Origin of the sequence: Dactylococcopsis salina PCC 8305 (genome assembly GCF_000317615.1) — a bacterium.
Classification (GTDB): Bacteria; Cyanobacteriota; Cyanobacteriia; order Cyanobacteriales; family Rubidibacteraceae; genus Halothece; species Halothece salina.
Map to the genome: position 1 here is coordinate 1,257,488 of NC_019780.1, position 17,254 is coordinate 1,274,741.

General features: G+C 43.7%; 14 protein-coding genes. 6 read left to right on the forward strand and 8 right to left on the reverse strand.

The features are described from left to right. Nucleotides 1–3 precede the first annotated feature (3 nt). The 6 genes from DACSA_RS06310 to DACSA_RS06335 all read right to left on the reverse strand — a co-directional run bounded on the left by DACSA_RS06310 (nt 4) and on the right by DACSA_RS06335 (nt 6,802). Nucleotides 4–1,200 carry an NAD(P)/FAD-dependent oxidoreductase gene (locus tag DACSA_RS06310; protein WP_015228952.1) on the reverse strand — a complete coding sequence of 399 codons (1,197 nt, stop codon included), beginning with the start codon at nt 1,198–1,200 and terminating at the stop codon, nt 4–6. Between the two features lie 74 nt (nt 1,201–1,274). Continuing rightward, nucleotides 1,275–2,213, reverse strand: coding sequence for a protein translocase subunit SecF (gene secF / locus DACSA_RS06315; protein WP_015228953.1), 939 nt, complete (start codon nt 2,211–2,213; stop codon nt 1,275–1,277). A gap of 38 nt (nt 2,214–2,251) precedes the next feature. Next, entirely contained in the window at nt 2,252–3,349 is a 1,098-nt protein-coding gene (locus tag DACSA_RS06320; protein ID WP_015228954.1) for an RRXRR domain-containing protein, read from the reverse strand. A 181-nt stretch (nt 3,350–3,530) separates the two neighbouring features. Beyond that, nucleotides 3,531–4,976, reverse strand: coding sequence for a protein translocase subunit SecD (gene secD, locus DACSA_RS06325; RefSeq protein WP_015228955.1), 1,446 nt, complete (start codon nt 4,974–4,976; stop codon nt 3,531–3,533). Between the two features lie 11 nt (nt 4,977–4,987). After that, the gene (locus DACSA_RS06330; RefSeq protein ID WP_015228956.1) at nt 4,988–5,971 is read right to left on the reverse strand and encodes an alpha-ketoacid dehydrogenase subunit beta; all 984 of its coding nucleotides are present in this window, start codon (nt 5,969–5,971) and stop codon (nt 4,988–4,990) included. 198 nt (nt 5,972–6,169) lie between these two features. Beyond that, nucleotides 6,170–6,802, reverse strand: coding sequence for a hypothetical protein (locus DACSA_RS06335; RefSeq protein WP_156800682.1), 633 nt, complete (start codon nt 6,800–6,802; stop codon nt 6,170–6,172). A gap of 263 nt (nt 6,803–7,065) precedes the next feature. Between DACSA_RS06335 and psaC the strand changes: the two genes are divergently transcribed. From psaC to DACSA_RS06365, 3 genes are all read left to right on the forward strand, one after another. Beyond that, nucleotides 7,066–7,311, forward strand: coding sequence for a photosystem I iron-sulfur center protein PsaC (psaC, locus tag DACSA_RS06340; protein WP_006616272.1), 246 nt, complete (start codon nt 7,066–7,068; stop codon nt 7,309–7,311). A gap of 948 nt (nt 7,312–8,259) precedes the next feature. After that, complete coding sequence (locus DACSA_RS06355) at nt 8,260–8,628, forward strand: endonuclease domain-containing protein (protein WP_015228959.1); 369 nt, start codon at nt 8,260–8,262, stop codon at nt 8,626–8,628. A 543-nt stretch (nt 8,629–9,171) separates the two neighbouring features. Continuing rightward, the gene (locus tag DACSA_RS06365; RefSeq protein ID WP_198007646.1) at nt 9,172–10,800 is read left to right on the forward strand and encodes an iron uptake porin; all 1,629 of its coding nucleotides are present in this window, start codon (nt 9,172–9,174) and stop codon (nt 10,798–10,800) included. A gap of 514 nt (nt 10,801–11,314) precedes the next feature. Here DACSA_RS06365 and DACSA_RS06370 read toward each other — a convergent pair. Further along, complete coding sequence (locus tag DACSA_RS06370) at nt 11,315–12,406, reverse strand: ISAs1 family transposase (RefSeq protein WP_015228074.1); 1,092 nt, start codon at nt 12,404–12,406, stop codon at nt 11,315–11,317. A gap of 802 nt (nt 12,407–13,208) precedes the next feature. Between DACSA_RS06370 and DACSA_RS06375 the strand changes: the two genes are divergently transcribed. The 3 genes from DACSA_RS06375 to DACSA_RS06385 all read left to right on the forward strand — a co-directional run bounded on the left by DACSA_RS06375 (nt 13,209) and on the right by DACSA_RS06385 (nt 16,378). Beyond that, on the forward strand, nt 13,209–13,592 hold the full coding sequence (locus DACSA_RS06375; protein WP_015228961.1) for an endonuclease domain-containing protein: 384 nt from the start codon (nt 13,209–13,211) through the stop codon (nt 13,590–13,592). A 409-nt stretch (nt 13,593–14,001) separates the two neighbouring features. Continuing rightward, nucleotides 14,002–15,060: an N-acetyl-gamma-glutamyl-phosphate reductase gene (argC, locus tag DACSA_RS06380; protein ID WP_015228962.1), complete on the forward strand. Its 1,059-nt coding sequence runs from the start codon at nt 14,002–14,004 to the stop codon at nt 15,058–15,060. Nucleotides 15,061–15,286: 226 nt separating this feature from the next. After that, on the forward strand, nt 15,287–16,378 hold the full coding sequence (locus tag DACSA_RS06385; protein WP_015228074.1) for an ISAs1 family transposase: 1,092 nt from the start codon (nt 15,287–15,289) through the stop codon (nt 16,376–16,378). A gap of 45 nt (nt 16,379–16,423) precedes the next feature. Here the strand turns inward: DACSA_RS06385 and DACSA_RS06390 are convergent, their stop codons facing one another. Next, a complete protein-coding gene (locus tag DACSA_RS06390) occupies nt 16,424–17,242 on the reverse strand; it encodes an RMD1 family protein (protein WP_015228963.1) in 819 nt (272 codons plus the stop codon). Nucleotides 17,243–17,254 lie beyond the last annotated feature (12 nt).

The following is a 17,254-nucleotide window of genomic DNA, read 5'->3' on the forward strand; positions in this document are numbered from 1 at the left end:
AAGTTAGAGATCAGATAATAACTTAGAAAAAGGCTGTGTAATCCAATTCGAGCCAACGGTTAACTGATGTTCTGGGGTTGGCATTCGCGAGAGATAGGCGAAACGACGGGCTAAATAAGCAAGCATTCCGTCTAGTTTTACGCCTTGTGCGGTTAAACTACCGTTGTCTGTTCCCAACACTAGCATTTCGCCAAGATTATAGTATTTAAAGGGAAGCAGGGGTCGTCCTGTAATTGTTGCCCAAATATTCCAGGCACAATAATCAGACTGTTGAAACGCTACTTGTGCGGTGGTGGGGACAACTTTTCCGTTGCCATCTTCACAAAAAGCTAAGTCTCCCAATGCGAACACTGACGAGTTATCTACCACTTGTAAGGTCGGCTCAATTTTAATTTTACCTTGTTCGTTGTGAGGAAGGTTTAAGTTTTTCACCAATTCCGATACGGTTGTTCCCACTGTCCAAATCACTACATCGACAGGAATCGTATCGCTTTTCCCTTTATACCAGAGGGTGATATCTTGCGCGGTAATGGCTTCGACACTGGTTTCTGTATCTAGCCAAATCTCACGATCGGAGAGTGCTTTTTGAGCGGTTTCACGGTTAAATTCGGGAGAAGTCTTTAAGATCATCTCTCCCCGTTCAATGATGCGAATGCGAGCGCGATCGCCCACTCGATCTCTTAGTTTACAAGCAATTTCTACGCCACTGTAACCCCCACCGACAATTGCGATACGAATTTTCTCTTGATCACTATTTTCTAAAGAGCGCAATCTCTCATCTAAGTGATAGGCATCTTTTAAGCTGTGAAAGGGAAAAGCAAACGTCGCCGCACCAGATACCGCTTCGATCGGTGTTTTTCCTCCCATTGCCAATACTAACCAATCATAATCCAACTGTGATTGATCTGCTAATTGAACTTGTTGACGGTTCACATCCACCCCAGTCACCGTGCCTTGTCGAAACTGAATCTTAGTATCAGCAAGGATTTCTGTAAACGGCGGGGCGATTTCCCAAGTTTGTAACTCATTGGTAAGGAGTTCGTAGAGAAGCGGGGTAAACAAGAACCGATCGCGCTGATCCACTAGAATAATTTCTGGTTGCGGTTGATGATCCCAAGGCAGTTGGCTGAGACGTAGAGCCGTGTATAGCCCTCCGAATCCTCCCCCTAAAATACAGATGCGGCTTCTTGATTCACTCATTGGCTTTTTTTTGACAGTAACAGACCCATTTCCACTAATTGTAACGTTACGTTAACGGTAGCGATGGCGCTGATTTAAGAGGGTTCTTCTTCCAATGGTGCTTTCGAGTCTTCCCACCAAGCGAGAAGGGTACTCGCAAGAAAAATACTGGAATATGCCCCTAAAATAAAGCCGACAATTAAAGCGAAAGCAAATCCTTTGAGGGTTTCACCACCAAAGAGTAAAATCGCCAGCAAGGGTAAAACTGTGGTTACTGTGGTGTTGATTGATCGAGTTAACGTCTGATTTACCGCATCCTCTACCACCTGATTCATATTCGCTTCTGGTTCGAGTTTGCGAGTTTCTCGGATGCGATCGTAAATCACCACCGTATCATTCACTGAAAACCCAATAATTGTTAACAGCGCCACCAGAAACAAACTATTCACCTCCACTCCTGCCACTAAACCGAACAGAGAAAAGACACCAGCGGTAATAAAAGAATCATGGAATAACGCCAAGATGGCAAAAAGGGCGTAATCTAAACGAAAACGGATGCTGAGATAAGCAATAATCCCAAAAAACGAAACCAATAACGCTAAAGCCCCCGATGTGAACAATTCCTGTCCAATCGTCGGTCCGACAGTATCAATTTTAATCGTGTTGGGATCAAATTGTCCGATTTCGTCGCTTAAAGCATCTTGTAACCCCGTCCGTTCTTCCACTCCCAACGTTTTCGTCCGAATGGACAAACCTTGTTTTGATTCTCCTACGACTTGGACAGTTGAATCGGGGAAACCTTGCGCTTCTAATACCTCTCTTACTTTACCGATTTCGATCGGTCCGTCACAGTTATCAGGAAGGGAACAATTTAACTCTAGTTGTAAACGAGTCCCCCCAATAAAATCAATACCAGGACGTAAGGGCGCATTAAACTGAGTATAAGAGAAAATCATCGCCAAGAGAGAAAGAGCGAAAGCAAAGGCGGACAATGTCCACCAAAAATACCGTTGTTGAACTACCTTTAATTTCATCTAATTTTCGCGCTGGAGACTCCCGTTGTAACGCTAGGTCAACGGGAGAGGAAAGCGCGTCCTCCTGTTTGCGTGTTTACGATTAAGTTAGTGTTTCGTTTCAAAAGTTGAGTTTTTTTTGCCCCAAACTGCCCTAAACGTTTCCAGTCAAAGCCAGAAACTGAGACTTGATTCTTTGTCTCCCCAGAAACCCAGCCTCGATATTTGATTCCTTTTCTTTCAGTCTCAACATAATCTCCTTTACGAAAATCGTGTCTGGTTACTGTTCCTCCGTACTTCCGTCTCACACCACCTTTAGCAGGAATCATTAAGTGAAGCTGACGACGGCTAACTGGAGGACGTTTAATTGTCGAGAAAGGAGCATTCGTTATTTCAACACTTCCCTCAAACCATCCCTTGTATCCTTTAATACGCTTGTACTTTAAGAACTGATATGAAGCTAAAGCCACACCATCTACCGCATGAGTAGCAGGGGTTTGATTAGACTTTTCTCTATCTTTTTCTAGCCCAAGCATCTCTCGTCTTGCTGAGGTTTCCCAACCGTATTTGGTGGTAACAGGAGCGATCTGAGGTAGCCACTGTTCCGTCATCACCTTCTGAGAAACCATCACGGGAGAGAACCCCTTATCCCCTTTTGCTTTCACGATTTCGTAGATGATTGAGGAAATGGGGAAAAGTTGGGATAACTCTTTAACTATACGATATTCAAGTTGTCGATTCGCTTTAATACTGGGAGGGAGTTTGTGGCAACGACGATTATTAAACCGTTTCTGACGGTGAGAACGTTGGTTAAAGGGTAATTTACGGTCAATTCGTCTTCCCCTTCTATTGCGACGCATCATCGCTCTGGTTTCCATGCGGTCTTTAACCCGTTGAAAGGGTAACTCTAGGTGAGCAGTGAACAAGGTCATGAAAGAAGACTGAACCCCAATCCCTGAGTAATGCTTCCCTGGGTCAATTCCCACCGCTATGGGTTGGGTTTCTTCTCCAGAGTCAATGGTTAACTGGACTGCAAAGGAGTGCAAGTCGTTTTTGTAAATCACGGCTTTACCTTCTTTGAGCCAACGTCGAGCGCGACTGGCTTTAGTCGGCATTAATGGTTTTCCGTTTTTTGATCGAACTGGAACACGATACATGGAGATAATCCTCTCGTGACAAAGTATTAAGCCTCTTCGCCCACCCTGACCAAGATGTCCTGTCTAACAGCGACTTTCCAACAAGTCTTAGAGATAATCCGAACTAGAGGAGTATTCGGAAGTTCGTGCCAAGTCAAGGCTCAATGGGCTATTGCAACTGTTTAGGACAGCGTTGGAACCGTCAATCTCCCGTTATACCCGAAGGGTTAACGGGAGTCGTTGAATTTGCTGGTGCTACCAAATTAGGACAGAATAATTCTGGTTTTTTGCGAATGGTGGGAAAACCTAACACCGCCACTAAAAGAAATGTACGAGTACAGGTTAAAGCTGTAAACAAACTGACTAACACTCCAATGGCTAGAGTCACCGCAAATCCTTTAACCAAACCTGATCCAAACCAAAACAGCGCCGCACAAGCAATCAGTGTGGTGACATTACTATCGAGAATACTAGAAAAAGCGCGGTAAAAGCCCGATTCTACAGCCCGATAAAGGGTTTTTCCCGATCGTAACTCTTCTCTAGTGCGTTCAAAAATCAGGACATTCGCATCTACAGCCATGCCAATACTAAGAATAAAGCCAGCAATGCCTGGTAAAGTAAGCGTCACCCCAATCAACACATAAGCCGCAAAAGTTAGCAACGCATACACCGCCAAAGCCAAATCAGCAATTAAACCAGGTAAACGATAATATACCGCCATAAACACTAAAACCAAAAACAAGCCAGAAACCGCCGCATAAATACTGCGTCGAACGCTCTCTTGTCCTAACGTTGCGCCAACGGTACGATTCGCCACAATTTCTACAGGTAAAGGTAACGCCCCACCGCGTAACTGAATCGCTAAATCTTGAGCTTCCTGAACACTAAAGCCACCGCTAATGACCGCATTTCCACCCGTAATCCCATTATCTGCATATTGGGGACCTACTGTTGGCGCACTCACTAACACCTGATCCAAGAAAATCCCTAAACCGCGTCCAGTTCCCGCGATATCTTTGGTCAATTCTGCAAATTCTGTCGCCCCTTCTTGATTAAAACCGATGGAGACTTGCCAATTGTCGCCACCTTGTATCGGTTGCGCGCGAGCATCTCGGAGATTGTCCCCTGTAATTTTTGCCTCGCCAAAGAATTGGAGAATGTTTTGATTAACCTCTTCTAACTGAGCAACTGTCTGTTTAATTTCTTCTGGGTTCTCTTCTGGATTTTCTCGCAGTTGTTCCAGTTGACTCCGTAATTGCTGACGACGCAAAAACTCAGTTTGAAATCCTTGTTCTGTACCTTGTTTTTGGGGACGAAATCCTAAACGAGCCGTTCCCCCTAGCACTCTTTCTGCTTGAGCAGGATTACTCACCCCTGGTAATTGCACCGAGATTTGATCATTTCCTACCGTTTGTACTAATGGCTCGGAAACCCCCAACCCATCAACCCGATTTTGGATGACACGCTTCACCGCTTGTAATTGTTCGGGAGTGATTTGTCGAATCTCTTCTGTGGTTTTAACCTGAATGGTTAGTTGCGCTCCTCCTCTTAAATCTAATCCTAATGGCACTGAGAATTGAACCAAAGCCACTAAAGCACCAATAATGAGAAAGAATATGAGCGCGATCGCTGTTCGCTGTTGTTGCATCCCTTTTTACCTTATACTTTCAGAGCCATCATGTTTTCTACCGCCGTAATAATTTGTTGCGGTTGCACAATGGTATGGCGTTCTAAAATTCCATTGTAAGGAGTGGGAATGTCCTGAGAAGATAGACGAATCACTGGCGCATCTAATTCGTCAAACAATTCATCATTGATCCGAGCCGTTAATTCCGCACCAATCCCCCCAGTTTTCATACATTCTTCGACAATCACTACCCGATGAGTTTTTCGCACCGATTGACTGATGGTTTCCATGTCTAGGGGTTTCAGGGAGATTAAATCAATGATTTCAGGATCGATCCCTTGTTCTTCTAAAGGTTTTAATGCCTGTAAAACATGATGACGCATCCGTGAGTAAGTCAAGATGGTGACATCTTTGCCAGGACGGACAATTTCTGCTTTGTCTAGGGGAAGCCAATACTCTCCTTCGGGTAAGTCTTCTTTTAAGTTGTAGAGGAGAACGTGCTCGAAAAAGAGAACGGGATTCTCATCTCGAATTGCACTTTTCAATAATCCTTTGGCGTTGTAAGCTGTAGAACAAGCAACAATTTTTAAGCCAGGTACTGCTTGAAAATAGGCTTCTAACCGTTGGGAATGTTCGGCACCCAGTTGACGACCGACTCCTCCAGGCCCACGAATGACAAGGGGAATTTTAAAGTTACCGCCAGAGGTATAGCGTAACATTCCCGCGTTGTTGGCAATTTGGTTAAATGCAAGAAGCAAGAATCCCATGTTCATGCCTTCGACAATGGGACGTAATCCTGTCATCGCTGCGCCTACTGCCATCCCAGTAAAACTATTTTCTGCGATCGGGGTATCTAATAAACGGAGGTCTCCATATTTCTTGTAAAGGTCTTTTGTCACTTTATACGAGCCGCCATAGTGACCCACATCTTCCCCTAATACTAAGACGGTATGATCTCGCGCCATTTCTTCGTCGGTGGCTTCCCGTAACGCATTGAAAAAAATTGTTTCTGCCATCTAAATTTCCTTAAACACGATTTTTCCACTGTCATGCAAATGAGATCGTATCACTAAACAGGAAATGACGCTCGATCGATGCTTTCTGTTTTATCCCCTCTAACCCTCCTCACTTCGCTGGGGGGGATGGGAGATGGGCGAGATGGGGGAGACAAGGGAGACAAGGGAGACAAGGGAGATGATGCTGTCTTGATTTTGTTATTCTTCCATGAGGCTATAAGAGGATAAACTTTCTAGATGAATCACGAGCTTTTCGTAAATGCCTCTTTTAACTCGTGTCACATTAAAAATAAAATTAAATAAAATAATAATTACGCCTAAAATAAACCCCGCCAAACCGACAAAAAATCCCAACCCTAAACCTAAGCCACCGTCTGAGATTACGCCATTTTCACTGTTGTTTAAAGTTTGGTAGAGATGAACTCCCATCCCAATTAATGTTCCGAAGATTCCTAAGTATAAGATAACATTAGGGAAGTTTTGGGTGATGTATTCAGTCCAATTGAAACGAACTCCGAATAGGGGAATTTTTTCTTCATTGAGTAAACCTTCTATAATGCCAATGGGGTTCACTTGGTCTGAGTTTTCAGCACGGGAGTTTTGGTAAGCGTCTTCCGCATCAGCAATGAAGCTATCAAAACTCTCTTTGGTTTCTTGTTCGCTGATGAGACTTTCCGTTTGGCGCTCGATCGTCTTTAAACGTTGGTAAAACAGCACTCTCATTAAAATAATAATCATTGATGGAATCAATAGAAAAATTAAAACGATCAAAAGCAAGGGGAGTGGAATCTCGGAAAGCCCGATCGACTGTAACATATAAAGTATCTCCAAAAATAAAATGAAGTTAATTCGAGGGATTGCAGTCCAATAATAACTAAGGTCAATATAGCAATCGGAAATCAATTTTCAAACTTGGCTGGGGGGAGCGATCGAGTCAATTAAAATATTAAGAATAATTTTGCTTTAGTCAGGGATTTGTTACAGAGTTTAAAGTTTCTTATTCTTTCTGTCCAGTACAGTGAAAGCATTGCGGTAAACTAAACCTGAACAGTGTCCTCATTTGATAAAAATTCCTTAAGGAGCAAATCTTAATTATGTCTCATAGCGTTAAAATTTACGATACCTGCATCGGATGCACCCAATGTGTTCGCGCTTGTCCCTTAGACGTTTTAGAAATGGTGCCTTGGGATGGTTGCAAAGCAGGTCAAATTGCCTCTTCTCCTCGCACTGAAGACTGTATCGGTTGCAAACGTTGTGAAACCGCTTGTCCCACAGACTTCCTCAGCGTGCGCGTCTATCTCGGCGCGGAAACGACTCGCAGCATGGGATTAGCGTATTAGGGTTGCCCCCTCAGTCCCCCAAGCCTGGGGGAAGTTGCCCCCTCAGTCCCCCAAGCCTGGGGGAAGTTGCCCCCTCAGTCCCCCAAGCCTGGGGGAAGTCACCTTCTTCCAGTTCCCCCCAAAGTTGGGGGGTTAGGGGGGCGAAACACAAGCCTGGGGGAAGTTGCCCCCTCAGTCCCCCAAGCCTGGGGGAAGTTGCCTTCTTCCAGTTCCCCCCCCAAAGTTGGGGGGTTAGGGGGGCGAAAACCAAGTCTGGGGGAAGTTGCCCCCTCAGTCCCCCAAGCCTGGGGGAAGTTGCCCCCTCAGTCCCCCAAGCCTGGGGGAAGTTGCCCCCTCAGTCCCCCAAGTCTGGGGGAAGTCACCTTCTTCCAGTTCCCCCCAAAGTTGGGGGGTTAGGGGGGCGAAAACCAAGCCTGGGGGAAGTTGCCCCCTCAGTCCCCCAAGTCTGGGGGAAGTTGCCCCCTCAGTCCCCCAAGTCTGGCAGGGCTGTTTCATTCTCGGGGTTAAAATTGAAGGCGATCGCCTGAACCCCTTCTGGTACGTTCGATCGAACGCTTTTTCTTACTTTTTGACTTATTCATAAGAAAAAAGCCGTAAAACCCCGGTTATTCCTAACATCTGGAACAAGCAAAAAAATAGAATGAAACAGCCCTGCCCAAGTCTGGGGGAAGTTGCCCCCTCAGTCCCCCAAGCCTGGGGGAAGTTGCCCCCTCAGTCCCCCAAGCCTGGGGGAAGTCACCTTCTTCCAGTTCCCCCCCCCAAAGTTGGGGGGTTAGGGGGGCGAAAACCAAGCCTGGGGGAAGTTGCCCCCTCAGTCCCCCAAGTCTGGGGGAAGTTGCCTTCTTCCAGTTCCCCCCCCAAAGTTGGGGGGTTAGGGGGGCAAAACACAAGTCTGGGGGAAACTGCCAATTCAAATCTTATGACCATTATTTAAGAGGAAGGTTTGTGATGAAACGCAACCCTCGAATTAGAGGCACAATCCCAGAGGTTGAGCAAGCTGCCCGTCACTTACGTGCTAATTTAACACCTGCCGAAAGGGTTTTATGGGAGGCTTTACGCAACAAGCGCCTCAAAGGACTGCGATTTCGATGTCAGCATCCTGTAGGAAATTTTATACTAGACTTTTATTGTGCCTCTTGCAAATTGGCGATCGAGCTTGACGGAGAAATTCACGAGCATCAGCAAGAATATGATCATGAACGTAGTGAAAAATTAGCTGAGTACGGCTATCGCGTCATTAGATTCAGTAATGAAGAGGTAATCAACAATTTACCGCAAGTTTTAGCAAAAATCGAGCAAGAAGCCTTTTCAGGATGAAGTCACCTTCTTCCAGTTCCCCCCAAAGTTGGGGGGTTAGGGGGGCGAAACCCAAGCCTGGGGGAAGTCACCTTCTTCCAGTTCCCCCCAAAGTTGGGGGGTTAGGGGGGCGAAACCCAAGTCTGGGGGGAAGTCACCTTCTTCCAGTTCCCCCCAAAGTTGGGGGGTTAGGGGGGCGAAACCCAAGTCTGGGGGGAAGTCACCTTCTTCCAGTTCCCCCCAAAGTTGGGGGGTTAGGGGGGCGAAACCCAAGTCTGGGGGGAAGTCACCTTCTTCCAGTTTCCCCCAAAGTTGGGGGGTTAGGGGGGCGAAACCCCAAATGGTAACTCTGTGACACTCAGATAAGTGGACTAGGGAAGTGAGAGACGATCGACCGTAAAGCCTTGTCTAACAAGGAAATAGAGAATTTTGGGGTTTGCCTCTCTCTACTGACTCAACATTGATCTTCCTTGAGATTTACACTAAAATCAGAGACGTTAGAAGATCTCATTCGTTAGTCTTAAATAAATTTTGGTGTGAGGTATGATGGCTAGCTCTAAATATATGAACTTGTTTAAAGTTGCTCCTATTCTCTTAGGCGCTTCTTTCGTTGCAGCACAAGCGCAACCCGTTTTTGCACAAAGTGCTAATGGTTCTGAACAAGAACTTTTACAGCAAATCGACAATTACAATAATCAAGGTAACAGCAACTCCTTAAATCAAGTTAATAGCGTTTTCCAGCTTCGTGATGTTTCCCCAGGAGATTGGGCATTTGAAGCACTCCGCAACTTAGTGGAACGTTATGGCTGTATTGCAGGTTATCCCGATGGAACGTTTCGCGGTAATCGTGCGTTAACCCGTTTCGAGTTTGCCGCTGGCTTAAATGCTTGTTTACAGCAAATTGAACGTCTCATCGCTGCCAATACTGGTGGCGGTAGCGATGTTGATCAAAGTGATTTAGCAACATTACAGCGCCTAACCCAAGAGTTTGAAGCGGAGTTAGCAACCCTCGGCACTCGTGTTGATAATTTAGAAGGTCGTGTGGGTTTCTTAGAGGATAACCAGTTCTCTACTACGACAAAATTAAGTGGGTCGGTTGTATTTTTAGCAGGGGGTGCTTTTGGAAGCGACCAAGACGACCCAAATGGTAGCCTTTTTGGACAAGATACCGACAGCAACCCGAATATTGTTTATGATGCTGTCTTAGACTTTGAAGCCAGCTTCACTGGAAGAGACGAGTTAAAAGTCAGTCTGCAGGCTTCTTCTCCTGGTGATGTTATACAAAATGTTGGCGATGCTGCCCTTGATAATCCTGAAGGTGGGAATAACAGTTTTGAGATGGAAGATTTAATCTATAGCTTCCCTCTCGGTCAGAATGTCCAAGTTGAAATCGGTTTGAATGACTTTGACCCCGATTCTGCCTTTGACTACAGCTATGGTAGTGGCGCAACTCTCAGCGACTTCACCATTGATGGCGAAGAAGCCATCACTGATGGTACAGGTGCTGAAGATGATGTCGGTATTAGCACCAACATTAACTTAACAGACAGACTCTCATTAGGTGTTGGTTACACCACAAATGATAGCAATGCTAATGATCCTGATGTTGGTTTATTCCAAGACTATAGTATTGCTGCTGGTCTGAACTTTAGCGGCGATCGCTTTGATGTTGGTATTGGCTATAACTTCACTGAAACCGTCGGTGATGACACTATTCTTGCTGATGACATTGATGACAACATCGCAAACCCTGTACTGTATAATGAAGTTACTCAAAATGCTATTGGAGCTCGTGGTGCAGTTCGTTTAGGCTCTCGTACGGAAATTGGTGGCTTTGTTGAATACATTGACGCAAGTTTTGAAGATACAATCCAACCGAATCTTAACCCTGAATTTGATAGCGAGGGCTGGTCTTTTGGTGCTAACCTTGCTTTCTTTGATATTGGTAAAGAAGGAAGCACTTTAGGTGTTGCTTTTGCCAGTCGTGCTTTCTTTGAAGATGCTGATTTCGATAATGGTGGTACTGTGACCTTACAACAGGATCGCACCTATGTTGCAGAAGTATTTTACGATTTTCCTGTCAACGATAACGTTTCCATCACCCCTGGATTAGTTGCTGTGTTCAACCCTGACAATGACAGCGACAATAGTGAAGTTTATGTCGGTGTTGTCCGTACTACCTTCTCCTTCTAGAGTTTAGTTAACTGAATTTCTCTGTAAACCACCTCTCCCCGTTTGGGGAGGGGTTTTTTTGTCCCCTAAATTTCCTAAGTTTGGGGGACTTTTCCTTTAGAGTCAGCAAAAATAGCATTGTAATGTTGATCCCCCTAAATCATCATTTAACTCCAGCTTTTCGGAAAGGGGGCTTTTTATCCCCCCAACCCCCCCTTGGGAAGGCAGGGCTGTTTCATTCTCGGTGTTAAAATCGAAAGCGATCGCCTGAACCCCTTCTGGTACGTTCGATCGAACGCTTTTTCTTACTTTTTGACTTATTCATAAGAAAAAAGCCGTAAAACCCCTGTTATTCCTAACATCTGGAACAAGCAAAAAAATAGAATGAAACAGCCCTGCCCTTGGGAAGGGGGGCTTTAGTTTGTCGGTTGGCGGTGAAAATCGATCGATGTTTCAACCTGAAAAATAATATAATCTCTAAAAAGCCTTACAACTCACCAATCCATCGTTCCCCCCTTCCGAAGGCAGGGCTGTTTCATTCTATCAAAATGGGTAGTAGCCAAAGCCTCTCTCCAAGCCATCTTCGGGCTTCAGTAACTGATAAAAAGCCTAATAGTCTGAAAAGATTAAGACAAATGGTTTTTAATACTGAAAAGTTGACTGCTGACTGAAGATGGTGTACCGGGGAAACATCTTCAGAAAAAATAACATCTTTAACCCAATGTAGTTGGTTCTCAATTCCCCAATGTCCCTGAATCTTTTTACTAAAATTTTGAGCCGTTTGGTAACAACTACTTAAATAATAAACAATTTGATGATAAGGCTTATTTTTTCGAGTGCCTTTCCTTTCTACTTTGATAAAACACTGACTACTGATCCAAATTTCTTGAAGAGTTTCTGGAATTCTAAAGACAGATACGGTTCGAGTAACTTGTCGTCCGTGACTCGTTTCTGTTCGAATATCTTCCTGATCAGAAATCTGATTATGAGCGATTTCTTCTAAACGGTTGTACAATTTCGGTTGATTTTTCTTCACCGCAATTACATAATCATTACGAGAGCGATTAATCGTTTTAATTGTTTCTTTTTGACAGTGAACTGCATCCAGAGTCAAAACTTGATTTGATAAAGGCGTGTTATTCACCATCTCTCGAACACAGTAAATTTCTGAAGTCTTTTTATTCTCTAATTTTTCTAGAGCTAAAACTAACCCATTGTCCTGACTAAACCAAGAGACAATTGAAGCAAAATTCTGCTTATTTCCGTAGGTATCAGTTAAAGTTGACTTAATACTTTTACCATCAATCGCGATCCAATTAGAAAGTTCATCTGGGGAAGATAATTGAGCAGCCCATTGGTTAAAAACTTGAATTAAATCATTATTATCTACTCCCATCATGGCTCTTCTAATTGTTGAATAAGATGGCGACTTTAGCTTAGGAGATTTTCCTAAACGAGTGAGGTAGTAATGCTTATTTTTTCCAAAGGCAGCTAAGTCTCGGTAACTTAAGTTACCCATCATTAAACCAAGAATAACAATGAAAAGTACCCACCATAGGGGATGTCTTTGTCCACTGCGATCGCGCCAGTCCTTGACTTGTTTTAAGTAACTGATTAAACTAGACATATCAGAAATTTTTCTAGAAATGCGCGATCGCGCTACTGATTTATTATCGCGATCGCGCTTTACATTTACAATTTTACCCCGAGAATGAAACAGCCCTGCCCTTCCGAAGGGGGGCTAGGGGGGATAAACCATTCATGGGCTTTAGTTGACGGGTTAGCAGTGAAAATCGATCGATGTCTGTGAGGGGGGCTTTATCCCCCCAACCCCCCTAGGGGGGCTTTAGTTGGTCGGTTAGTAGTGAAAATCGATCGATATTTCAATCTTGAAAACCATACCATCTCTAAAAATTGTCACAACTCACCAATCCATTGTTCCCCCCTTCCGAAGGGGGGCTAGGGGGGATAAGCCATTCATGGGCTAGAGTTATAAATTAATGATGAAAATCGATGTCTGTGAGGGGGGCTTTATCCCCCCAACCCCCCTAGGGGGGCTTTAGTTGGTCGGTTGGCGGTGAAAATCGATCGATGTTTCAACCTGAAAAATAATATAATCTCTAAAAAGCCTCACAACTCACCAATCCATCGTTCTGCCCTTCCGAAGGGGGGCTAGGGGGGATAAGCCATTCATGGGCTAGAGTTATAAATTAATGATGAAAATCGATCGATGTCTGTGAGGGGGGCTTTATCCCCCCAACCCCCCTAGGGGGGCTTTAGTTGGTCGGTTGGCGGTGAAAATCGATCGATGTTTCAACCTGAAAAATAATATAATCTCTAAAAAGCCTCACAACTCACCAATCCATTGTTCCCCCCTTACGAAGGGGGGCTAGGGGGGATGTTCTCAGACAAGCCACAGGAAATCAATCATGTCAAACTTAAAACAAGGTCAATATTTTCTTCCTTATAATCCGAAATTAATCGCCAAAGCGAAAGAAATGCGTAAAAACATGACTCCCGCCGAAAAGAAACTCTGGGGATTTTTAAGAACATTTCCGCTAAAAATGTGGCGACAAAAACCAATTGGTCATTTTATTGTTGATTTTTATTGTCCGAAGTTAAAGTTAGTAATTGAGGTGGATGGGGAGAGCCATTTTACAGAGGAAGGAAAGGCTTTCGATCGAGAAAGAACTCAAATTTTAGAGAGTTATGGTTTGAAGGTGGTTCGGTTTACTAATGATCAAGTCTTACATGAGTTGGAAGCGGTTTGTGAGGAAATTATGGGGTTTATCCCCCCAAACCCCCCTTTGTAAGGGGGGCTTTAGTTGATCGGTGTGTCCTGCATGAGTTGGAAGCGGTTTGTGAGGAAATTATGGGGTTTATCCCCCCAACCCCCCTTTGTAAGGCAGGGCTGTTTCATTCTCGGGGTCAAAATTGAATGCGATCGCCTGAACCCCTTATTGTACGTTCGATCGAACGCTTTTTCTTACTTTTTGGCTTTTTCTTAACAAAAAAGCCGTAAAACCCCTGCTATTCCTAACATCTGGAAAAGGCAAAAAAATAGAATGAAACAGCCCTGCCCTTTGTAAGGGGGGCTTTAGTTGGTCGGTGTGTCCTGTGAATTGCTCGATCGAACCACAAAACGTCCCCAGACTGCTACAATGCAGCCAAATTAAAGCTATATTGAGAGCGAGCAATCGCTCAGACTGTTAAATAATTATTATGGATACTTCAGAGAAAATTTCTGTTGGTATTGTTGGGGCTTCTGGGTACGGGGGAGTACAATTAGTACGTTTACTCTTAGAACATCCTCAAGTTGAAATTACCTATTTAGGGGGAAAAGAAAGCGCGGGGAAAGACTTTGCGGAACTCTATCCCCATTTTAGTCATCGTTTCCAGCGCACGATCGAGCCGATTGATCCAGAAACGATCGCGCAGCAGTGTCAAGTGGTGTTTCTCTCCCTTCCCCATGGACTCGGTTATAAAATCGCCCCTCAACTGTTAGCCAAAGGATGCAAAGTTTTAGACTTATCCGCCGATTATCGGTTTCGGGACATCAGCACCTATACAGCGACTTATAATGTAGAACGGGATGACAATGATACCGTTGCGTCTGCGGTGTATGGTTTACCCGAACTGTATCGAGAATCGATCAAAACTGCTTCTCTCATCGGTTGTCCTGGATGTTATCCCACCGCTAGTTTGCTGGCGATCGCGCCCTTATTGAAACAGGGCTTAATTCTCCCCGAAACGGTGATCATTGACGCAAAATCAGGAACATCGGGAGGAGGACGCAAAAGCAAAGTCAACCTTCTTCTCGCGGAAGCCGATAATAGCATCAGTCCTTATGGAGTCGCAGGACATCGCCACACCCCAGAAATTGAAGCCATTTGTACGGATTTAGCTGGGGCTGAGGTAAAAGTCCAATTTACTCCTCATTTACTCCCGATGGTACGAGGAATGTTAACCACCGTTTACGCCACTCTCCGTGATCCTGGATTAGTCCGAGATGACTTACTGACCATTTATAAAGCACTGTATCGATCTTGTCCTTTTGTTACCATTCTTCCCAACGGGATTTATCCGCAAACCAAATGGACCGCAGGAACAAATCTCTGTTACATCGGAGTCGAAGTTGATCCACGCACCGATCGAGTGATCGTCATGTCCGTTATTGATAACCTAATGAAAGGACAAGCCTCTCAAGCCATCCAGTGTCTTAATCTCATGTTTAACTGGGAAGAAACCCTTGGTTTACCCCAAATCACCTTTTACCCCTAGAACAACTAAGCTGGTGTGCATTTAAAAAAGTTGATGAACTGTCCCCCCCTTTCCAAGGGGGGTTAGGGGGGATTGGTTTCCCCTTTCCAAGAAGAGATAGGGGGGATTTGTTCCCCCCTTTCAAAGGGCAGGGCTGTTTCATTCTCGGGGTAAAATTGTAAATGTAAAGCGCGATCGCGATAATAAATCAGTAGCGCGATCGCGCATTTCTAGAAAAATTTCTGATATGTCTAGTTTAATCAGTTACTTAAAACAAGTCAAGGACTGGCGCGATCGCAGTGGACAAAGACATCCCCTATGGTGGGTACTTTTCATTGTTATTCTTGGTTTAATGATGGGTAACTTAAGTTACCGAGACTTAGCTGCCTTTGGAAAAAATAAGCATTACTACCTCACTCGTTTAGGAAAATCTCCTAAGCTAAAGTCGCCATCTTATTCAACAATTAGAAGAGCCATGATGGGAGTAGATAATAATGATTTAATTCAAGTTTTTAACCAATGGGCTGCTCAATTATCTTCCCCAGATGAACTTTCTAATTGGATCGCGATTGATGGTAAAAGTATTAAGTCAACTTTAACTGATACCTACGGAAATAAGCAGAATTTTGCTTCAATTGTCTCTTGGTTTAGTCAGGACAATGGGTTAGTTTTAGCTCTAGAAAAATTAGAGAATAAAAAGACTTCAGAAATTTACTGTGTTCGAGAGATGGTGAATAACACGCCTTTATCAAATCAAGTTTTGACTCTGGATGCAGTTCACTGTCAAAAAGAAACAATTAAAACGATTAATCGCTCTCGTAATGATTATGTAATTGCGGTGAAGAAAAATCAACCGAAATTGTACAACCGTTTAGAAGAAATCGCTCATAATCAGATTTCTGATCAGGAAGATATTCGAACAGAAACGAGTCACGGACGACAAGTTACTCGAACCGTATCTGTCTTTAGAATTCCAGAAACTCTTCAAGAAATTTGGATCAGTAGTCAGTGTTTTATCAAAGTAGAAAGGAAAGGCACTCGAAAAAATAAGCCTTATCATCAAATTGTTTATTATTTAAGTAGTTGTTACCAAACGGCTCAAAATTTTAGTAAAAAGATTCAGGGACATTGGGGAATTGAGAACCAACTACATTGGGTTAAAGATGTTATTTTTTCTGAAGATGTTTCCCCGGTACACCATCTTCAGTCAGCAGTCAACTTTTCAGTATTAAAAACCATTTGTCTTAATCTTTTCAGACTATTAGGCTTTTTATCAGTTACTGAAGCCCGAAGATGGCTTGGAGAGAGGCTTTGGCTACTACCCATTTTGATAGAATGAAACAGCCCTGCCTTTCAAAGGGGGGTTAGGGGGGATTAATCACAATTAGAGAAGTAAATCTCGGATGAAAAGCTCGTAAACAGACAAAACAATTTCCACAACAATTAGGATGACAATATACCATTCCACCCTTAAGCTAGTTTTATGTTCCATAAGTTCTAAAACCGTTTGCGAGGTGCGATAAATTAAATCTAACTTCCGTTCTAAAGCCTGATGACGTTCTCGAATTTCATATTCATCTTCGAGACGTAAATAAAGATTTTCTAACTCTGGTACTTCCCAAAGTAACTCAGGTTTATCAATAATTTCCACCCGTGCTACCATCTTATATTGAAACAAAAAGGTACTTCCTAACTCATGGAGTAATTCTTTTCCAGGACGAGTCAGTTGATAATTCTTTTGTAAGCTGGCTGTAAAAGGTTCTACCTGATCAAAGACAGAAGCAAGTTTAGTTTCATAATGGGCTAAAACTACTGTTTTTCCTAAAACATCAGCGACAATTTGTAAATGTTCAACACTATATTTTTTTAAGCAAAGAACCCCATTTTTAACCCGCTCACTCTTTTCAGGATTAAGTTTAATTTCTACAGTTTCCGTTTCTGGGTTAGGAAAAGATTCACTGACATAACTCAGTAAATCTTTGCGGAAGGTTGTTTCTTCTTGTTCGCTGAAGCCAAATAAAACCACAACCCCATAGGGAAATAAAACCGCAATTCCTCTTTCTCCTACTTTCACCACAGAAGGTAAAGTTGCGATACACTCGTAGTTTTTTTCTAGAGAATGACAATCAATTGTTTCCCCTAAAAAGAGAGCATGGGTTTTAATGGTATCAGTTGTTTCTTTTGGAAATGCTAAGGTTTGCATACAAGGGATACG